Consider the following 20,304-nt stretch of genomic DNA (forward strand, 5'->3'; position numbering starts at 1 on the left):
TCTAATCAAAATAAGGAAGGGAATATTATGAAAACCAAAAACATCACACTGTATTTCATGGCATTGCCAGCCGTTTTCCTATTTGCCGTATTTCATACACTTCCGGCGATTCAAGGTGTATATTACTCCTTCACAAACTGGGACGGCTTAAGCTTCACCTATGATTTTGTAGGATTCAAAAATTATATTAATCTCTTTAAAGATGAAAATATCTATCAGTCGTATGGATTTACTTTTAAATTTGCGATTTTATCGACTATATTAGTAAATATTTTAAGTCTGTTAATTGCGATGGGCTTAAATGCAAAGATTAAATTCAAGAACTTTTTCAGAGCGGTATATTTTTTACCAAATGTACTTGGTGTCTTAATAGTCGGTTATATTTTTAACTATATCTTTGCAAATGTTGTACCGAAGTTTGGGGAAGAACTTAATATTGGTTTTCTATCTACAAATATATTAGGAAATGAAAATTTAGCATGGATTGGGATCGTGATTGTGGCTGTTTGGCAAGCATGTGCCCTGAACATCATTTTATATTTGGCAGGTCTGCAAACGGTGCCAAGTGAATTGTATGAAGCATCAAATCTTGATGGTGCAAACAAATGGCAGGAGTTTTGGAAGATTACCTTTCCGATGATAGCGCCCTTCTTTACGATCAATATGGTTTTAGCGATGAAAAATTTCTTAATGGTATTTGATCAGGTTATTGCCTTGACGAATGGGGGGCCAGGCCGGGCAACCGAAGCAATCTCTGTTCTTATTTATAAGGGTGGATTTCAAGGTGGAGAGTTTGCCTATCAATCTGCGAACTCTGTCATTTACTTTATAGTGATCATGTTAATATCTATTTTCCAAATTCGAGTACTTCAAAGAAGGGAGATTGACATGTAATGAAACAAAAAAAGACAAATTGGCTGTTGACCGTTTTAATTGCCTTAGGCTCCTTGTTTATCATCTTTCCTTTATATATTGCAATTTCGATTGCATTGAAAACACCTGAGGAACTGGCACAATCAGTACTTTCTTTTCCATTGGGTTTTCACTTTGAAAACTTTGCAAAGGCAATTGAAGCAACCAATTTCTTTCATGCCTTTAAAAATAGTGCTTATATCACCATTATCACGCTTACCTTTACAATTTTGACAAATTCGATGGTGGCTTATGTGATAGCAAGAAATCTTCATAAGAAATTTTTTAAAGGATTGTATTATTATTTCGTAGGTGCATTATTTATCCCATTTCCGATCATTATGCTTCCGGTTATCAAATTAACCTCCAGCCTTGGGATGACAGATCCAAATGGACTAATCTTTTTATATATTGTGTATGGGATGGCCTTTAATACATTTATTTATGTCGGCTATATACGCTCAATCCCTGTCGAGCTTGAAGAAGCGGCTATTGTAGATGGGTGCAGCACATGGGGGGTTTTTTGGAAGGTTATTTTTCCGTTATTAACACCTATAAACGCAACAATCGGAATATTAACTTGTTTATGGGCGTGGAATGACTTTATGCTGCCATTGATTATTTTAAGTGATCAGGCACATTCAACTTTGCCGTTAGTTCAGTATATTTTTCAATCGCAATTCGCTACAGATGTTAACTTGGCATTTGCATCTTATTTATTAGCACTTTCGCCAATGGTGATTGTTTATGTCTTTGCACAAAAATGGGTCATTGGCGGTGTGACAAGAGGGGCAATTAAATAAAAAATGCTCTTTAGAAAAATTACCTTTGTAGGTTAAAAAAGAAATGGAGTGAAGAACAAATGGGCATTCAGTTCGATAAAAAAAACAATTTATTTCATTTACAAGCAAAAGATACAAGCTATGTGATGCAAATTATTCGCGATGGGTATTTATCACATCTTTATTGGGGGAGAAAGGTTAAACAATACAATCATTCCAATAAGCTTCAGTTTGTGGACCGGGCTTTTTCAGGGAATCCTTATCCATCAAAGGATCGGACATTTTCATTAGATACATTGCCACAGGAATATCCTGGCTACGGGAATACAGATTTCAGACATCCAGCCTACCAGATTCAATTAGATAATGGGACAACCGTGACAGACTTGCGCTACAAATCTCATCACATCTATAAAGGGAAACCAGGCCTTGAGGGCTTGCCGGCCGTATACGTAGAGAATGAGAATGAAGCAGAAACTCTTGAATTAACATTGGAAGATACTATTGCGGATATAACCGTGCAATTGACTTATACAGTTTTTGAAAACCGTAATGTTATCACTAGAACGGCAAAAATATTGAACAATGGTTCAAAAACGGTTAACTTGCGCCGTGCATTAAGTGTAAATATCGATTTCCGTGATGCTGATTTTGATTTTCTTCATTTATCTGGTGCCTGGGGAAGAGAGCGCCATGTAGAAAGGCAGCCGCTCAGATCAGGGGTTCAATCTGTAGAAAGTCGAAGAGGAGCCAGCAGTCATCAACAAAATCCGTTCATTGCTTTACTAAGAAAAGGGACAGATGAAAATAATGGTGAGGTTTTTGGCTTGAATCTTGTATACAGCGGTAATTTCTTAGCACAGGCAGAGGTAGATCAGTTTAAAAACACGCGGGTTTCTTTAGGTATTAATCCATTTGACTTTAATTGGATGCTAGAGCCTGGTGAAGCTTTTCAATGCCCTGAGGCTGTAATGGTTTATTCACATGAAGGACTTGGCGGGATGTCAAGAACCTTCCATGATCTCTACCGTTCACGTCTCTGCAGAGGAAATTTCCGCGATAAAGAACGTCCAATACTCATTAATAACTGGGAAGCGACATATTTTGATTTCAACGCAGAAAAGATTGAAGAAATTGCTAGAGCAGGGAAAGAATTAGGGATCGAGCTTTTCGTATTAGATGATGGATGGTTTGGTAAACGTGATGATGATACATCATCACTGGGTGATTGGTTTGTTGATAAAAATAAGCTGCCGAACGGCCTTGAAGACTTAGTGAACCGTGTCCGTAATATGGAAATGGAGTTTGGATTATGGTTTGAGCCTGAAATGATATCCGTTAATAGTAATCTATACAGAGAGCATCCAGATTGGTGTCTTCATGTTCCGAATCGGACTCGTTCAGAAAGCAGAAATCAGTTAATTCTAGATTTTTCACGAAAAGATGTATGTGATGCCATTATAAAAATGATATCAGATATTTTAAGCAGTGCACCAATCACATATGTAAAATGGGATATGAACCGTCATATGACAGAAATTGGCTCAGCTGTTTTACCTGCTGAAAAGCAAAAGGAAACCGCACATCGGTATATGCTTGGGCTGTACAGAGTGATGGAAGAGATTACGACAGCATTTCCACACGTCCTTTTTGAAAGCTGTTCAGGCGGCGGTGGACGATTTGATCCGGGCATCCTTTATTATATGCCGCAAACATGGACAAGTGATAATACAGATGCCATTTCACGCTTGAAGATTCAATACGGAACAAGTCTTGTCTACCCGATTAGTTCAATGGGATCACATGTCTCCGATGTTCCGAATCACCAAGTTCATCGCTTTACCTCAATCGATATTCGAGGAGATGTGGCAATGTCGGGGAACCTTGGCTATGAACTAGACCTAACAAAATTAACGGATCAAGAAAAAGAAGCTGTTATAGATCAGGTCGTTCAGTATAAGGGAATAAGAAAACTGATTCAATTTGGTGACTTCTATCGGTTGTTAAATCCTTTCGAAGGAAATGAAGCAGCATGGGCATTTGTGAATAAAGAAAAGGATGAAGCGGTTGTCTTTTATTTCCGCATCCTATCTGAAGCGAATAGTCCATTCGAGAGCTTTAAAGTAAATGGCCTTGATCCGTCCAAGGTGTATAAAGTAGAAAACACAGATGAAAAATATGGCGGAGATGAGCTTGAGTATGCTGGACTAAGTGTCCCGGCAGAAGTAAAAGGCGACTTCCAAAGCTATGTCTGGCATTTAAAAGCTGTGGTAAATGAATAAAAATTAATGAAAGCCCTGCACATTGTTATTTGAGTGCAGGGCTTCCTGAATTTATTTGACTTTCTTCTCAATCGTTAATACACTGTCCGCTTCACGATTAAAGCCATCGATTTCTATGCGGTCTTTAAAAACTTTGATGGAAAGGGATTGCATAGAAATGAGTACAATTTATCTACTTCTTACTCATCGACAAATCTTATTGTTAATATTCAAATATAAAAAATACAATCTATTTTAAAAAATGCTACCCTTTTTCAAAAAAGTGCTATTGTCAGTAAGGACAGTTAGAGTTATTTTAAGGAGAGAGAATTTATTACAACTCGTCTTTTGGTAGCGTTTTAAAAATATCAATATGATAATGAGGTGAAATTGACCAGAAATTTGAGTAAGTTTAGTAATGAGAATGCTGGTTAAGGGGAAGTTCAGAAGAAAAATTATAATTTATGCACACGTTAACAAAGAAGAAAATGTCACTTCCTTCTTTGTTAACAATCGATATAAAAAGGAGAGATTTAAATGAAAAAATATGTCTTAGTTGGAACTGGCGGAAGAGCTGAATTTTTCTATGGTGCAATTGTCAGGGATTTTAGGGAAACTTGCAATCTAGTTGCTTTCTGTGATTTGAATCAAACGAGAATGGATTATGCAAATCGTTTACTGGAAGAGCGATACCATCATCCTAAAATTAACACTTACTTACACACTGATTTTGAAAAAATGATATCAGTAGAAAAACCGGATACTGTTGTTGTAACAACTGTTGACCGCACACATCATACGTATATTATTAAAGCTTTGGAGTTAGGGTGTGATGTGATTACCGAAAAACCAATGACAGTGGACGCTGAAAAATGCCAAGCTATTATTGATGCAACGAAAAGGACAGGAAAAGAAGTTCGCGTTGCTTTCAACTATCGTTATGCCCCTCACAATACGAAAATTCGCGAGCTCATTATGAATGATGTCATTGGTCAAGTAAATTCCGTTAATTTTGAGTGGGCGCTGGATACGCAGCATGGTGCGGACTATTTCCGCAGATGGCATCGCGATAAGCGTAATAGCGGTGGTTTGCTTGTTCACAAATCGACACACCATTTTGACTTAGTGAACTTTTGGTTAGGAACAACACCTGAAACTGTTTATGCATCTGGAGGACTTCGTTTCTATGGTAGAGAGAACGCCGAATCTAGAGGTGTTACACAATTTTATCAACGTGCATATGGAAGTGATTATGCGAAGGATGATCATTCGCGATTGATTTGGAAGCCAATGAGCACTTGAAATCCATGTATTTGGATGCGGAAAAAGAAGATGGTTATCAGCGTGACCAAAGTGTGTTTGGAGATGGGATTAATATTGAAGATACACTTGGAGTTTTAGTCACTTACAAAAACAAAGCCATTTTAAACTATTCGTTAAATGCTTATTTACCATGGGAAGGATATTTGGTTTCCTTTAACGGGACAAAAGGAAGAATTGAAGTTCGCATACGTGAACAGTCTTACATTAATTCAGGCGGCAGTAAGGATGACGAAGGAAAGGTAAAAGAGAAATCAATCATGGTGATGCCAATGTTTGGTCAGCCTTATGAGGTTGAAGTTGTTGAAGGTAAAGGCGGACATGGCGGCGGAGATCCTATCCTTTTACAAGATATTTTCGGAACTCCTGTTGAAGACGAATTCAAACGTGCAGCTTCTCATGTTGATGGAGCGATGTCGATTTTAACTGGAATTGCAGGAAACATCTCGCTTAATACAGGCCAGGCAGTGAAAGTAGATGAATTAATTAAATTTTAAGCTGATATGTTCAATAGACACCTTATAGAAAGGAGTTGCTAAAAAATGGTAAGTGTGTTGCATCAACAATTCTTACACCCTCCAGAGGAATTTACCCCAATTCCTTTCTGGTTTTGGAATGATCACTTAACGAAAGAGGAAATAATTAGACAAATCAATGATTTCTATGACAAAGGGGTTACAGGATTCGTTTTACATCCAAGAATTGGGATCCCTGAGGTAATCGTTTTTTTATCGGATTATTTTATGGAATTGGTTCACACAGCCGTAGAAGAAGCAAAGCGGTTAGGGATGTTGGTTATTTTATATGATGAAGCTATGTATCCTTCTGGTTCAGCTAAAGGATTAGTCGTTAAAGATCATCCGGAATATGCAAGCAGAGGATTAAAAATGATCGAATATCCTTGCGATACGGAAAATGAAATAACGATCGATCTATCGGAGGGAGACTCAATCGTTTCGGCTCAAGCAGTTAAAAAGCAATCAGCGGAAACAGTAGATTTATCAACATCACAATTATTAGATTACGAAAATGGAAAAGTCTCGTTTCGTCCTCCCGATGATGATAACTGGTCGATTCTCGTTTTCGTCGAAACGTATTCAGGGGGAAATATTCGTGGTATCCATTTCGGTGAAGACGATGGTGAAGAAAATGCACCAGCATCTGCTGATTTATTAAATCCTGATGCAGTCGCAAAATTTATTCAGATCACCCATGATCGATACTACGATCGATTGAAAGACTATTTTGGTAATACCGTCATTGCCATGTTTACTGATGAGCCGGATATTTTGGGAAGAGGGTCTACTAAAGGCTTGAAGCCTTGGACCAGAGATTTTCTCACTGATTATAAACAGCATGGAAACAAAGAAAGGCATTTAGCCTCCTTGTGGTTTCATACCGGAGATGAAACAGAAACACATCGAATAAACTATAGTAAGGCTGTTAATAAGAGATTAACCGAAGCTTATTATAAACAAATAAGTGACTGGTGTGTAAGCCATGGTATTGCCTTAACAGGTCATCCAGCGAAAAGCAGTGACATTGGCTTGCTTGACCATTTTCAAATACCTGGACAGGATGTGGTGTGGCGTTGGGTTGCACCAGAGGATGGAAAGGCGTTAGAAGGGGAACATTCTACAGCCGGAAAGTGCTCAGCAGACGCAGCAAGGCATAGAGGCAGACGAAGAAATCTGAATGAATTTTTAGGAGTTTGCTCAAAAGAAAGTCCATGGGCGTTAACTCCAGGAGACATGAAATGGTATATGGATTGGCTGCTAGTCAGAGGGGTTAATCTCCTTTGTCCACACGCCTTTTATTACTCAATTGAGGGAGAACGGAGAAGTCACGAACGTCCGCCAGACGTTGGTCCGAATAACTTGTGGTGGCCGTATTACAAACCATTTGCTCAATACATGAAGCGCCTAAGCTGGTTAATGACTGATTCCGTAAATCAAACATCTGTAGCAATTTTATGTGGAGAAGATCATTTGCCATGGAAGGTTGCCAAACCTTTATTTGAAAATCAAATCGAATTCAATTATCTAGAGGAAGCTTTGTTTTTATTAACAAGTCATCTAGGGGATGGAAAAATAGAGATTGTGAACCAATCTTATCAAACGGTGATTATTGAAAATGGCTTAAAACTCGAAGCCGATTCCATAGCTAAGCTGGAACATTTCATTCAAAGTGGAGGAGAAGTTATCGTTCTGACGGGTGAACATGAATCTTCGACAGTTAAAGGGGCAAAAGTTATTCAAAGTCCTGATAATGTTGTTGATGCTCTATCCAGAATTCACCGAGAAGAAGTTATAATTTCCCCTGCATGTAAGGACATAAGAGTCAGTAAAATCGTTAAAGATGGTAAGCTCTTTTATTTCTTTGTAAATGAAGGAGAAGAAAATTATAAAGGTTCCTTTTCCTTGAAAGAAGTGGGAAGAGTCGAAAAATGGGATGCTTGGACAGGTGAAATAGAACAAGTAAACCTTCACCGGAAAAATGGTAAATTAGTTGCTCCATTGAATGTTGAACGAAGATCTTCGATTGTGTTTGCTGTTGATATTGCTCAAAAGCCCTTGATAGAGGAGGAAGTAATTCCTGACTTTAAAACAGAATGTATTGAGCTCGATCATAATTGGATTATTGATAACAGAAGAAATCTTGTATTGGGATCATGGGTTCAATGGGAAGGCATGGAATCCTATTCGGGAACCGTAACCTATAAGAATCAGTTTATTCTAGAAGATATGGATTCATTAACAAAAATCTACCTAGACTTAGGCGAAGCTTATGAAATTGTAAAGGTGACGGTAAATGAACATGAGATTGGTGTGAAAATGTGGGCACCTTATCGATTTGACGTTCATCCAGCTTATCTTGTAAAGGGTGTTAATAAACTGACTGTGGATGTCACGAACAATCGTGCAAATGAAATGGACCATGCACGATTAATGTCAGGATTACTTGGTCCGGTTTCATTTGAAATATGTCGTAAAAAATGAAAACGCTTTGGCAGGAAAAGGGACAAGATGATCAAAATAGAATTTCGAACTAATTAATCTCTTATCTTGGGGATTGGACCCATTAAATGCTAATAATGGTTATAATAATTAAATGATAATATCGCAAAAATAACAAGGTAATCGTTTCCTTTTCTCGAATATTAAGGTAAATAGCTTACAAGATAAAAAGGAGGATTTTTTCAATGAATAGGAAAGTGAAGGGGAAAGACTTGCAAATTGCCTACATCGGAGGCGGCTCTCGAGGCTGGGCATGGGGGCTAATGAGTGATCTTGCTCTTGAAGGCAGTTTATCTGGAACAGTGAAGCTATATGATATTAATTATGAGGCAGCATGTGCGAATGAAACGATTGGAAATCGTTTGTACGAACGTGGGGATGTTGTTGGCAAATGGAAATATGAAGCTGTTGCGACAATGGATGAAGCGTTGCAAGGTGCAGATTTTGTCATCATTTCTATTCTTCCTGGTTCATTCAATGAAATGGCTTCGGATGTTCATGAGCCTGAAAAATATGGAATCTATCAATCTGTTGGCGATACAATTGGGCCAGGAGGCTTGGTCAGAGCTTTACGTACGATTCCGATTTTTGTAGATATTGCAGAGCATATTAAAAAGACAGCTCCAAATGCATGGGTGATCAATTATACAAATCCAATGAGTCTATGTGTTCGTACTTTATATACGACATTCCCGGAAATCAAAGCCATTGGCTGCTGTCACGAGGTATTTGGTACGCAAAAATTGCTAGCTTCTATGCTAAAAGAAATGAAGGGAATTGAAGGTGTAAGCTACAATGATATTAAGGTTAATGTATTAGGAATCAATCATTTTACTTGGATTGATAAGGCTTCCTATGAAGATATCGACCTATTCCCGTTATATAAAGAGTTTGTTGACAAATATTATGAAGAGGGCTATGAGGGAACAGAAAAGGGTCATTGGATGAACAATCATTTTGCCTCTGCCCAAAGGGTGAAATTTGATTTATTTAAAAGGTTTGGTTTAATTGCCGCAGCGGGGGATCGCCATTTAGCGGAATTTATGCCAAATTCATGGTATTTGCAAAGTCCTGATCGAGTAAAAGAATGGAAGTTTGGTCTGACAAACGTCCAATGGCGAATTGATAACAGAGAAGAACTTCTCGAAAAAGGCAAGAGACTTTCAGAAGGCAAAGAAGAATTTGTGCTTCGTTCAACAGGTGAAGAGGGCGTTGAGATGATCAAAGCATTACTTGGCTTAGGTGACTTAGTAACAAATGTGAACCTGCCAAATAGAGGACAAATCCAAGGATTGCCATTTGATGCAGTTGTAGAAACTAATGCCTTATTCAGAAATGACAGCATTCAGCCTATCTGTGCAGGCCAATTGCCGGGGCCAATTCAAAACATGGTCTCACGACATATTCATAATCAAGAAACAACCTTTCGAGCAGCCCTAACAAAAGATAAAGAGCTTGCATTTCAAGCCTTTGTCCAGGATCCGCTTGTTAGTCAGCTTAGCCCAGATCAGGCGAGTGAACTATTTGAGAAAATGCTTTTGAATACTCAAAAATATTTAGCAGGTTGGAACTTGGCGCAAACAGTTACAAGTTAAGTTCAGGAAAAAAGAAAACTTGGGGACAGTCCCTCACAAACACAAATATTGATGTTTGAGGGTACTGTCCCTTTAGAAATTATGAAATAACAAGTTTATTATTCCGCAATCTTAACTAACCGCTTAACTCCTTCCCGAAGCTGGATCTCATTTACAAATGAATAACTCAAGCGAATCCAAGATGAGAATTGCTCTAATGGATCACAAACCACGCCTGGCACAAAGGATATTGACTGCTCAATACATCGTTCCACCAACCATTCAGTTGATAGGTGCTCAGGAAGCTTTATCCACAAATTTAAGCCTCCGTTCGGACTGGTCCATTGCCAGTCTGTTGCCGAAAGTTCATCCTCCATGATTTCCCTGCGAATCTGCAGGGCAATGCGAAGTTTTTCCAAATGCTGCTGCATCCGAAGAGATGAAAAATAATGAAGAAAGATCTTCTGATTTAAAAGCGGTGAACCATTATCAGCTAATGATTTTGCCGATAGTAAAGATTTGAGTAATGGTGATTGGCAAATAACAGCCGAAATTCTCAACCCAGGTGAGATATATTTACAAAAGCTGCGGATATAAATTACTGTTCCTGCTGTATCATACGTATAAATTGGCTGCGGTGGGGGCTGCTCGAAATAGATGTCGTGATAGGCATCATCCTCAATTAACAGGCAACGATACGTTTCAGCTAAATCTACTAATTTTTTTCGCTGCCAGGCAGGAACTGTATAACCAGTCGGATTATGAAAAGTTGGATTAAGATAAAAGAGGCGCGGCTTATACCGTTTCATATAGGATTCGATTAGTTGTAAATCATATCCCTCTGCATGAATATCCACGGTTACGATATGGGCTCCTTGTGCTCTAAAAATATCAATTGCCGCACTGTAGCTAGGTCTCTCAAACATAACTGTGTCTCTTGGCTTAATAAAAGCTTGCGAGATTAGGTGAATTGCTTGCTGTGAACCAGATGTAATCAGAATATCATCAGCGCTAAGATAAGTTTTATATTTGTTTATAAAATAGTTCGCTAGTGCTTCCCGCAGTTCTTCATCCCCTTGCACAGTTGAATAGGTTGCAAGCACTTTTGGATACATATCAAACACTTTTTTCACGTAATCTGATAAAAAATGATTCGGCAGAAGATTTGGATCGATCAATGCTTGAGAAAAATTAAATAATCCGGGTGTCTGATGAATGTCATATAAGTGATTTTTCTGGACATATGCCGAAACAATTGGAGGATCGATCATTTCAAGGCCAGTCTTTTCACTTGTTTGGACAAAATAGCCTGATTTATCTTTCACATACACTTTTCCATGCTCTTTCAGCAATTGGTATGCTTTTAACACTGTTAAACGATTGATCTTCAAATCATCTGCCAATTGCCTGACAGAGGGAAGCTTATCATGTTCCTTCCATTCTTTGCGATCGATTCTGTGGACTACATAATCATAGACCTGTTTGAACAAATAATCACCTTGATGAACCGCCTTGCTCACATTGAATCCTCCTCATATATTTTCTTTATTGTATCATCGATAAGAACCGATCTGTTCTATTAAAATTAATCTGTTCTATTGTTCTCCTTTTATGATGAAATAAAAAGGAGGAGTTTAGATGGTTATTGTCAATTATGTACTCATGTGTTTTATCTTTGGAACAACATTTTTAGCAATTAAAATTGGTGTGGATGCAGGCTTGCCGCCACTCTTCTCTGCAGGGCTCCGCTTTTTTCTTGCTGGATTGCTGCTATTTAGCTTTATAGCTTGGAAAGACAAAGCGACAATTCGCTTTTTGTTTCGAAAAGAGATGTTTTTGACAGGAGTGGGCTTAACGTTTGGAACATTTGCTACATTATACTGGGCTGAACAATATGTAACCTCAGGAATTGCTGCTGTTTTATCTGCTACAGGTCCGATGATGATTATGATGATTCAGTCATTTGTGTTAAAGCAAAAAGCAGCAGGCAGCTCCTTTATAGGATGCATCATTGGGGTTGTCGGTGTCATGCTATTAATTCTTCCTAGCTTCTCGATTGAAATTAGTCCGTTTTGGATGATTGGTTGTATAGCGATTATTGTCGGTGAAATCTTTTACGCATCAGGAACACTTTATTCAAAGCATGTGATCCAAAAATTTCAATCAACATCACCTATCGCTTTAAATGCAGCTCAAATGATGCACGGCGGGATTCTATTAATCGTATTATCATTATGTACTGAGAAGATTCAGCTCGATGCTTTTTTAAGCTATGCTTCATTGGGCTCGCTTCTCTATTTAATTGTATTTGGTTCAATGGTTGGTCATAGTCTGTATTATTGGCTTGTGTCACGTACAAATCCGATCTTTCCGTCTACTTGGCTCTATATCTCACCGATCATTGCCGTTATATTAGGTGTTGTCGTGTATGATGAATATTTTTCATGGATGACCGGGATAGGCGCATTAACGATCATCGCTGGTACGGTATTGGTTAATTATGAAACAATAAGGGGACTGCTCAAAGGAAAGCTGACGAATTTTCATAGTATATTCTCTTTTACGTTAATGAAAGGTTCCGGCGGAAATCTAGTAATGAAAGCAAAAAAAGTGAAAAGATAGTTTTTTTTGAACCCCTCTTAAGTTATCACTTTTAAAAAAGAGGGGTTTTTTACTCTTTTTTAGATGAATGATTCTGTTATATCATATTTATAAAGAAAGGGTATAAGACAGCAGCTTTCTCCTTAGACGATCCTTTAATGGCCCTTATCTGACGAAAGGGAGAGTGGGAAATGATTAGAAAGTTGATTTATGCATGTGTCGGGATGTTCTTTTTGCTGCCGCCATTAAGTCATGCAGGCTCTTTTGGCAAAGACGATCCTTCAGGAATTCCAGGACAATGGTATGTTGGCACGAAACCTTCTAATGTATCACCTTCAAAATATCCGATTCTCTTTATCCACGGATTAAACAGCTCTTCAAAAACTTGGTGGAATGAAAATAATATGTATGATACTGCTTATCAAAATAGTTACGAAACCGCCTTCATTGATCTTCATCCAACAAAAAATATGTGGGATAATGGCAAGCTATTAGCCGGAAAAATTCGTGATATATCTAATTATTTTGGTGAAAAGGTTGTCATTGTTGCCCATAGTAAAGGCGGGATTGATGCACAGTCAGCCCTTGTTCATTATGGAGCTTTTCCGTATGTGGAAAGAGTTATCACCTTGTCAGCGCCTCACTACGGATCACAATTAGCAGACCTTGCTTATAGCAGCTGGGCCGGATGGTTAACTGGGATAATCGGAAGCAAAAATGATGCAACCTATTCCTTGCAAACTGGTTATATGAATTATTTCCGCTCCAAAACAGATTACCATGCAAATGCTTATAAAAATCCCTTTTATACGTTTGGCGGAACGAAATGGGGAAGCTTTGGCAGCTCGCTTTATTGGGGCGGTCTCTATCTTAGCGGCTACGGCGCAAATGATGGTGCCGTCACTGTCAACAGTTCGAAGCTATCCTATGGAACTGAGTTAAAAGTCGGTGAATGGAACCATACAACGATAAAAGAAGGCACCTCCACATTCCATTTATTTAAACCGTATTTAAATGAACTATATGAGACAGCCGGCAGTACCATCCAAGCAAAGGATTTCGTTGCAGCAGCTTCTACTGATCTTGCTTCTTATACAAGAGGAGGAGAATTTACAACGAAACAACAGGAATCATTTGTTGTCGAAGAAGGGGTAAAAGAAATCACGATTAATTGGATCAGCAGTGTACCCGTAACTGAGCTGACACTTAAAGATCCTACAAATAAACCATACACGTCATTTACCATTGAAAAGGATGCAACAGGGTATTTCAGCAATGCCTACCATCATTCGCTCACCATTCAAAATCCTCAGTCAGGACAGTGGTCTCTTAATGCAGAATCAGACAAGCTGGCACGGTATTTACTTAACATCACATTTGATAGTCCTCTTCTTGAAAATCTAAAAATAGATCTTACTGACAAAAATATTAAGTTTAATACAAAAGACAGCAGGGTGCAGATAAAAACAGATTTGATGGTTGAATACTATAAAAATGGGAAATTAAAAATGGGAAACATATTGATAAAGGAAGGACATGATGGAAGCTTTAAACTTCCTAAAATCGGTGAAGGGGTTTATAATATAACGATCGATATGATAGGGAAACTGGATAAACAAAGGTTTCAAAGAACGATGATCAAAACAGTTTATATAGACGCTGCGGGTAAAGTTTATTTTAATCAGTAAATGTTACTTGGCGCTTTCCTTTAAATCTAGGCAAGCGTCTTATTCGTGTCCAACAAGCATGAAAAAGATATAGATAACTCTTAATAGGGCATAATATATGTAAAAAGATTCCGAACGACATATCCATCAGGAGGAAGGATTTAATGGTAAATAAAAAAGTGACGTCCATTTTAGAAGACAAAATTAATGTTATCAAAAGCGGCGAGAAATTGATTTATCTAGTTGGTCCAATCAAATTGCCTGTCAACCTGGATGGTGAAACAACGATTTTTCAGTGGTATTGCTGGCTGCGCTGCGACAATATGGCAGGTCACTTTTGTGATGACGGATCATATAATACGGAAAGTATTATTGAAACCTTAGCATCTTCCAATTTAGCTGAAATGCAGCAATCAAGCGTGCTTGTATATGGTGATTTTCAACAATCGGAGGAAGCATTAATTCGTATGCATAGTATATGCCATACCGGAGATATCTTTGGCAGCAAGCGCTGTGACTGCGGCTTTCAATTAAAGCAAGCAATGAAAATGATTGCTGCTCACGGATCTGGTGCATTATTTTATTTAGCGAATCATGAAGGAAGAGGGATTGGCTTATTTAGTAAAGCGATGGCTTATGTCCTTCAGGAACAAGGATTGGATACAGTAGAAGCTAATCTGGAGCTTGGCTTTGTCGATGATGCGCGAAATTATGATGACGCGATACGCGTCCTAAAAACGTTGCGTTCAAACCCGGTAACGCTTATTACCAACAACCCGAGAAAATTAGAGGCACTGCAAACATCTGGTGCAAATGTCGCTGGCAGGGTTCCATTATGGGGGGATGTTTCTGAGTTTAATGAAAAATACTTGGAAACAAAGGTTATTCGTTCTGGTCATTTAAAAGGGGGATGTCCAGATGATTAACAACGATAAGCTGATGGGGAGGCAAAAAATGATGGATCAGTAATTCCTACTTGACGCATTGGAATAATTAACTTATAGTTTTATTTTGTAAAAGAAAATAGAAAGGAGATTAGAATGAATACATTTCTAGTCATTATTAATATCATAGTATTTCTCATACTCTTATTTGGATTGTACATTATGCAGAAAAAACATGTGTCCTTTTCAAAACGAGTTTTCACTGGATTAGGCTTAGGCCTTGTACTTGGTCTTATTATTCAATTAATCTATGGAGCAACATCTGAGGTAACAACGACTACTATCGATTGGTTTAACATTGTTGGCAGCGGTTATGTGAAACTATTGCAAATGATCGTCATGCCGCTTGTGTTTGTTTCCATTGTCGGAGCGTTTACTAAGCTAAAGCTGACGAAAAACATCGGGAAAATCAGCTTCCTGGTGATCGGAATTTTACTTGGAACAACGGCGATTTCAGCCGCTATTGGTATAGGCTCTGCTTTAGGCTTTGGCCTTGATGGCATGGAGTTAACTGCAGGTGAGGCAGAACAGGCCCGCAATGCAGAAATAGAAGAAAAAGTTGTTGGGGTACAAGATATGACAATCCCGCAACAAATCATCGAGCTGTTCCCTGCAAATCCGTTTCAAGATTTAACAGGTGCCCGTCCAACTTCTACGATTGCGGTAGTTATTTTTGCATCAATCGTAGGTATGGCTTATCTTGGAGTAAAACGTAAGGAACCAGAGCATGGTGAGTTTTTTGCCAAGATTATTGATACTCTATACACAATGACGATGAGAATTGTGACACTCATTCTTCGTCTGACACCTTATGGAATTCTTGCGATTATCACTAAGGTTACAGCAACAAGTGATTATGCAGCAATTGTGAAATTAGGAAAGTTTGTCATTGCATCCTATGTTGCGTTAATCGCAATGTTTATTGTACATCTTCTCTTAATAGCGCTTGTGAAGCTAAGTCCGGTAAAGTATGTGAAAAAAGGCTTGCCTACATTAACGTTTGCCTTTACTTCACGTACAAGTGCAGGTACTTTACCTTTGAATATAAAAACACAAACAGAGGGATTTGGTGTATCAGAGGGAATCGCTAACTTTGCAGGTTCATTTGGACTCTCAATCGGGCAAAATGGCTGCGCCGGGATCTATCCAGCAATGCTGGCAGTAATGGTTGCTCCTTCAGTTGGTATCGATCCGACAAGTCCTGGATTTATCGCTACCCTTATTTTAGTCGTAGCTATTAGCTCATTCGGAGTTGCAGGGGTCGGGGGTGGTGCAACATTTGCTGCACTCATCGTCTTATCGATCTTAAATCTTCCAATTGCAATTGTCGGTCTTTTAATCTCAGTTGAGCCATTAATTGACATGGGGCGTACTGCATTAAATGTCAGCGGAAGTATGACAGCAGGTGTTCTTACAGCAAAAGCAACAGGTGAGTTAGATAAAGAGACTTACAAGCAAGCGGAGATCATGGAAGCTTAATCAGATAAAAAATACGAGAAGAGGCTGTCTCACAAAGGTTTAACCCTTTGGTCTAGAGATAGCCTCTTTTTATAAGAGAAAAAATGTTGGATTGTAACAGATCCTGGGAAAATTTATTTCAGTCGATTGCTAAATTAATCATTCTTATGATTTGATACAGGGTTTTTATTAGGTTTTGGAAGCAAATTCTTTAATTTATTTTTTAAATAATCCTTCACGAGATCACGTTTCCGCTTTTGTCGTTTGTGACGATTTCTCAAGTAAGCCACCACCCTAGTATAAGTTTACCTATTTCTTTTATTATAACGCTTATTTAATAAATAATCTAATTGCCCTAAACTGTTAAGAGTATTTTCTGAATCCTATCGGTTTTAGAAAAGAAGATCTCCTTATTTGAATGGGGATTTCATCATAGGATAATTGGATTGAATTAACAAAAAAGTAATCAAATTTATTCTCTTTTTTACATGTATGAAATAGTGGCTATGGATTCATTTGATATTCTCTTTTAGAAAAAGTTTTATAGGAGGAGTTTAGCTTATGAGAATAGGTAATAAAAAAAGTGGTAAAGGTAAAATTGGAAAGGTATTGTTTATTTCGGCAATTGCGTTTATGATGATTTTCCAATTAGATCTAAGCAACAAATCATATGCCAAAGAACACGGTACCACAGTAAACGTAAAGGTGATGTCCTTTAACATTCATCATGCTGAAGGAATTGACGGTGTCTTGGATCTGGAACGAATTGCTAAAATCATTGAAGATGCAGATGCTGAAATTATTGGTTTACAGGAAGTGGACAACCATTGGTCCGAGCGAAGCAACTTTCAAGATCAGGCAAAATGGCTGGCAGAACGCCTTGGAATGTATTATACATATGCTGCAAACCTTGATCGTGATCCATTAAATGAAGGAGATCCCCGCCGTCAGTATGGGACAGCCATTTTAAGTAAATATCCGATCATCTCATCTGAAAACCACCTTTTAACGAAAATAGGCAATACAGAGCAGCGCGGCTTGCTGGATGCAATGATCAATGTAAAAGGGAATCACCTTCACTTCTTTAATACTCATCTTGCCTTAACTTCAGCAGAACGAGAAATACAGGTGAATGAAATTCATGCTATTGCCAGTAAGTAAAAGGTCCAAAGGTCATCATGGGGGATTTAAATGCTGTTCCTGAAAGCAATGAAATGAAGCCAATGCGCAAAAATTATCTCGATGTCTTTTCAAATGCAGCCAATGCGAACACATATCCTTCAGAAAATCCAACGAAACGAATTGATTATATTTTTACATCCAAAGATGTTGAAACAGTAAAGACTCAAGTAATTGAAACTTTTGCATCTGACCATCTTCCAATCACAGCAGAAATTGTATTGGATCGTGAAGAACCGTTTTATAATGGAAATAAGTAACCAAGCTTAGTGTGAAAGATCCTACCTGAGAAAAATCGGTAGGATCTTCTTTTGTTAAAAACATGAAATTCGTTTACGATCTTGTAATCTAGCAACTTTAGTTTTTACCTATCTGTAAATGAAAATTAATACTATTTTGGTATTTTTTAATAGTAGTTTATAAGAGAAGGAGATGCACAAAATTGAAAAAAACAAAATGGCTATCAGCGATTGGAGCTCTAGCAATTGGAGTCAGTTTAACGGTAAGTGCAGGAACGGTGTCAGCAAAAGAGAAATATAAGGAAATCGTCAATGTTTCCCACCGCGGAGCTTCTGGACATGCACCAGAACATACGATTACCGCTTATAAAATGGGAGAAAAAATGCACGGTGACTATATTGAAGTTGATTTGCAGATGACTAGCGACGGAAAGCTAATCGCCATGCATGATGAAACAGTTGACCGTACAACAAACGGAACTGGACTTGTAAAAGATTATACATTGGAAGAAATTAAGCAGTTGGATGCCGGCAGCTGGTTTAATGAAAAATACCCGGAATATGCAAACCCTGACTATGCTGGATTAAAAGTGCCAACACTTGAAGAGGTCTTCAAAACGTTTGGAAAAAACAAAAACTATTATATTGAAACGAAATCCCCTGATGTCTATCCAGGTATGGAAAAAGAGCTTTTGCGTCTAATTAATGAATATGACATCAACAAAGATACCTTGCTTGTTCAATCTTTTAGTGCAGAGAGCCTGAAAACAATGCACGAGCTTGATCCATCTGTAAAGCTTGTTCAGCTGCTTTCATATCGAAGCAATGCAGTGATTACTGATTCTGAAATTGCAGCGATAAAAGAATACGCATTGGGCGTTGGACCAAACCATACGTATTTAAATGAGGAATATGTTCAAAAGGTAGTTAAGAGCGGCTTGGAAATTCACCCGTATACGGTAAATGATAAGGAAACAATGAGTAAGCTAATTGACTGGGGTGTGACTGGAATGTTTACAAACTTTCCGGACAGGCTTCATGAAGTGAAAAAAGGTAAATAAATCTACTAGATCCATTGAAAAAACTCAAGTATACCAAGCTTGAGTTTTTTCACTCTTTCTATAAGCATGATGGTCGATGAGTAGATTATTAGAGTTTCTCTCAGCTTACAAGATATAATGATAATGACTATAATGGTAAAAACTGAGAAGGAGAGGAAGTAGAACATGACAAAGCAAACACGGATTGGAAAGACAGATTTAGTTGTGGGTCCGATCGGGCTTGGGACAAACGCTGTAGGGGGTCATAATCTTTATCCTAATTTAAACGAAGAAGCTGGTAAAGATTTGGTTCGAGCAGCGATCAATCATGGCGTAAACTTCTTAGATACTGCTTTTATTTATGGACCAGGACGTTCAGAGGAACTAGTAGGAGAAGTAATAAAAGAATCTGGTAAGCGTCATGAACTCATTCTTGCCACAAAAGGAGCACACAAGTTTGTCGGTGACGATGTTGTCATAGATAACTCACCTGCCTTTTTAAAACAAGCCGTTGATGATAGTTTGAAAAGGCTGCAAACTGATTACATAGATTTATTTTACATTCATTTTCCGGATCAAGATACACCTAAGGATGAAGCAGTTGGTGCCTTAAAACAGCTGAAAGACGAAGGGAAAATTAGAGCGATTGGCGTATCGAACTTTACAATTGAGCAATTAAAAGAAGCAAATAAAGATGGCTATGTGGATGTATTACAAGGAAATTACAATTTGCTTCAGCGTGAAGCCGAGCAAGATTTCTTCCCATATACAAACGAACATAAAATTTCATTTATTCCTTATTTCCCTTTAGCAGCAGGTTTATTAGCTGGTAAGTACAATAAGGATATGACATTCAATGATTTGCGCAAAGATATGCCACACCTCCAAGGCGACGAGTTTGCAAAAAATCTTGAAAAGGTAGAACAAATCCGTAAAATTGCTGATGCAAAAAACGCAGAAGTGGCACATGTTGTTCTAGCCTGGTATTTAACACGTGAATCAATTGACGTCGTGATTCCTGGAGCGAAAAGAGCAGAGCAAGTATTAGATAATTTAAAAACGTTGGATGTTCAACTGACCGAAGCAGAAGTGAATGAAATTGATCGAATCTTTAAATAGATTGATTACTTCTACATAAAACTAACGAAATAGCTGCCGCAAATAGCAGCTATTTTGAGTTTAATAGGAAATAAGAACATACCCGATCAACTGATAGTCCATGGTTTTGCGGTAAATGAGGAGAAGATGCCCTATTATATCCCTGCTTTTCTCTAGATGATCATAAGAAGAAAGACCTACTGCTGAAAACT

The 20,304-nt window shown here is 38.1% G+C and carries 15 protein-coding genes and 1 pseudogene; 14 read left to right on the plus strand and 2 right to left on the minus strand.

Going from position 1 to position 20,304, the window contains the following annotated elements; all coding sequences use genetic code 11:
- Positions 1-27: 27 nt before the first annotated feature.
- The 6 genes and pseudogenes from Q1B07_RS18210 (at position 28) to Q1B07_RS18235 (ending at position 9,887) form a co-directional block, all read left to right on the plus strand.
- A complete protein-coding gene (locus Q1B07_RS18210; protein ID WP_299092824.1) occupies positions 28-894 on the plus strand; it encodes a carbohydrate ABC transporter permease in 867 nt (288 codons plus the stop codon).
- Positions 894-1,715 (plus strand): carbohydrate ABC transporter permease, encoded by an 822-nt coding sequence (locus Q1B07_RS18215; RefSeq protein WP_299092823.1) that lies wholly within the window; start codon positions 894-896, stop codon positions 1,713-1,715. The genes Q1B07_RS18210 and Q1B07_RS18215 overlap by 1 nt, the downstream gene beginning before the upstream one ends.
- 59 nt (positions 1,716-1,774) lie before the next feature.
- Positions 1,775-3,976 (plus strand): alpha-galactosidase, encoded by a 2,202-nt coding sequence (locus Q1B07_RS18220; RefSeq protein ID WP_299092822.1) that lies wholly within the window; start codon positions 1,775-1,777, stop codon positions 3,974-3,976.
- A 516-nt stretch (positions 3,977-4,492) separates the two neighbouring features.
- Positions 4,493-5,772, plus strand: a pseudogene (locus Q1B07_RS18225) (Gfo/Idh/MocA family oxidoreductase).
- A gap of 45 nt (positions 5,773-5,817) precedes the next feature.
- Positions 5,818-8,274: a glycosyl hydrolase gene (locus Q1B07_RS18230; protein WP_299833229.1), complete on the plus strand. Its 2,457-nt coding sequence runs from the start codon at positions 5,818-5,820 to the stop codon at positions 8,272-8,274.
- 203 nt (positions 8,275-8,477) lie between these two features.
- On the plus strand, positions 8,478-9,887 hold the full coding sequence (locus tag Q1B07_RS18235) for an alpha-glucosidase/alpha-galactosidase (RefSeq protein WP_299092819.1): 1,410 nt from the start codon (positions 8,478-8,480) through the stop codon (positions 9,885-9,887).
- Positions 9,888-9,985: 98 nt separating this feature from the next.
- Here the strand turns inward: Q1B07_RS18235 and Q1B07_RS18240 are convergent, their stop codons facing one another.
- Complete coding sequence (locus Q1B07_RS18240) at positions 9,986-11,386, minus strand: PLP-dependent aminotransferase family protein (RefSeq protein ID WP_299092816.1); 1,401 nt, start codon at positions 11,384-11,386, stop codon at positions 9,986-9,988.
- Positions 11,387-11,504: 118 nt separating this feature from the next.
- Here Q1B07_RS18240 and Q1B07_RS18245 point away from each other — a divergent pair, with 118 nt between their 5' ends.
- The 4 genes from Q1B07_RS18245 (at position 11,505) to Q1B07_RS18260 (ending at position 16,557) form a co-directional block, all read left to right on the plus strand.
- Complete coding sequence (locus tag Q1B07_RS18245) at positions 11,505-12,488, plus strand: EamA family transporter (RefSeq protein ID WP_299092815.1); 984 nt, start codon at positions 11,505-11,507, stop codon at positions 12,486-12,488.
- 170 nt (positions 12,489-12,658) lie between these two features.
- On the plus strand, positions 12,659-14,155 hold the full coding sequence (locus Q1B07_RS18250; RefSeq protein ID WP_299092813.1) for a hypothetical protein: 1,497 nt from the start codon (positions 12,659-12,661) through the stop codon (positions 14,153-14,155).
- 143 nt (positions 14,156-14,298) lie between these two features.
- On the plus strand, positions 14,299-15,060 hold the full coding sequence (locus tag Q1B07_RS18255) for a GTP cyclohydrolase II (RefSeq protein ID WP_299092811.1): 762 nt from the start codon (positions 14,299-14,301) through the stop codon (positions 15,058-15,060).
- Positions 15,061-15,174: 114 nt separating this feature from the next.
- Positions 15,175-16,557 (plus strand): L-cystine transporter, encoded by a 1,383-nt coding sequence (locus tag Q1B07_RS18260; protein ID WP_299092809.1) that lies wholly within the window; start codon positions 15,175-15,177, stop codon positions 16,555-16,557.
- Between the two features lie 134 nt (positions 16,558-16,691).
- Here the strand turns inward: Q1B07_RS18260 and Q1B07_RS18265 are convergent, their stop codons facing one another.
- Positions 16,692-16,817 carry a hypothetical protein gene (locus Q1B07_RS18265; RefSeq protein WP_299092808.1) on the minus strand — a complete coding sequence of 42 codons (126 nt, stop codon included), beginning with the start codon at positions 16,815-16,817 and terminating at the stop codon, positions 16,692-16,694.
- A gap of 280 nt (positions 16,818-17,097) precedes the next feature.
- Between Q1B07_RS18265 and Q1B07_RS18270 the strand changes: the two genes are divergently transcribed.
- The 4 genes from Q1B07_RS18270 (at position 17,098) to Q1B07_RS18285 (ending at position 20,113) form a co-directional block, all read left to right on the plus strand.
- Positions 17,098-17,697, plus strand: a complete 600-nt coding sequence (locus Q1B07_RS18270) for an endonuclease/exonuclease/phosphatase family protein (RefSeq protein WP_299092807.1) — start codon at positions 17,098-17,100, stop codon at positions 17,695-17,697.
- Between the two features lie 17 nt (positions 17,698-17,714).
- On the plus strand, positions 17,715-17,975 hold the full coding sequence (locus Q1B07_RS18275; RefSeq protein WP_299092806.1) for an endonuclease/exonuclease/phosphatase family protein: 261 nt from the start codon (positions 17,715-17,717) through the stop codon (positions 17,973-17,975).
- Positions 17,976-18,157: 182 nt separating this feature from the next.
- Complete coding sequence (locus Q1B07_RS18280; protein ID WP_299092804.1) at positions 18,158-19,015, plus strand: glycerophosphodiester phosphodiesterase; 858 nt, start codon at positions 18,158-18,160, stop codon at positions 19,013-19,015.
- Positions 19,016-19,180: 165 nt separating this feature from the next.
- On the plus strand, positions 19,181-20,113 hold the full coding sequence (locus Q1B07_RS18285; RefSeq protein ID WP_299092803.1) for an aldo/keto reductase: 933 nt from the start codon (positions 19,181-19,183) through the stop codon (positions 20,111-20,113).
- The last annotated feature ends 191 nt before the right edge of the window (positions 20,114-20,304 follow it).

This window comes from uncultured Metabacillus sp. (assembly GCF_947503125.1).
Taxonomy (GTDB): domain Bacteria; phylum Bacillota; class Bacilli; order Bacillales; family Bacillaceae; genus Metabacillus.

What these genes read in the sequence shown, in the direction of transcription:
- Q1B07_RS18210 (WP_299092824.1), top strand. Translation starts at nt 28, where the DNA reads ATGAAAACCAAAAACATCACACTGTATTTCATGGCATTGCCAGCCGTT.
- Q1B07_RS18215 (WP_299092823.1), top strand. Translation starts at nt 894, where the DNA reads ATGAAACAAAAAAAGACAAATTGGCTGTTGACCGTTTTAATTGCCTTA.
- Q1B07_RS18220 (WP_299092822.1), top strand. Translation starts at nt 1,775, where the DNA reads ATGGGCATTCAGTTCGATAAAAAAAACAATTTATTTCATTTACAAGCA.
- Q1B07_RS18230 (WP_299833229.1), top strand. Translation starts at nt 5,818, where the DNA reads ATGGTAAGTGTGTTGCATCAACAATTCTTACACCCTCCAGAGGAATTT.
- Q1B07_RS18235 (WP_299092819.1), top strand. Translation starts at nt 8,478, where the DNA reads ATGAATAGGAAAGTGAAGGGGAAAGACTTGCAAATTGCCTACATCGGA.
- Q1B07_RS18245 (WP_299092815.1), top strand. Translation starts at nt 11,505, where the DNA reads ATGGTTATTGTCAATTATGTACTCATGTGTTTTATCTTTGGAACAACA.
- Q1B07_RS18250 (WP_299092813.1), top strand. Translation starts at nt 12,659, where the DNA reads ATGATTAGAAAGTTGATTTATGCATGTGTCGGGATGTTCTTTTTGCTG.
- Q1B07_RS18255 (WP_299092811.1), top strand. Translation starts at nt 14,299, where the DNA reads ATGGTAAATAAAAAAGTGACGTCCATTTTAGAAGACAAAATTAATGTT.
- Q1B07_RS18260 (WP_299092809.1), top strand. Translation starts at nt 15,175, where the DNA reads ATGAATACATTTCTAGTCATTATTAATATCATAGTATTTCTCATACTC.
- Q1B07_RS18270 (WP_299092807.1), top strand. Translation starts at nt 17,098, where the DNA reads ATGAGAATAGGTAATAAAAAAAGTGGTAAAGGTAAAATTGGAAAGGTA.
- Q1B07_RS18275 (WP_299092806.1), top strand. Translation starts at nt 17,715, where the DNA reads ATGGGGGATTTAAATGCTGTTCCTGAAAGCAATGAAATGAAGCCAATG.
- Q1B07_RS18285 (WP_299092803.1), top strand. Translation starts at nt 19,181, where the DNA reads ATGACAAAGCAAACACGGATTGGAAAGACAGATTTAGTTGTGGGTCCG.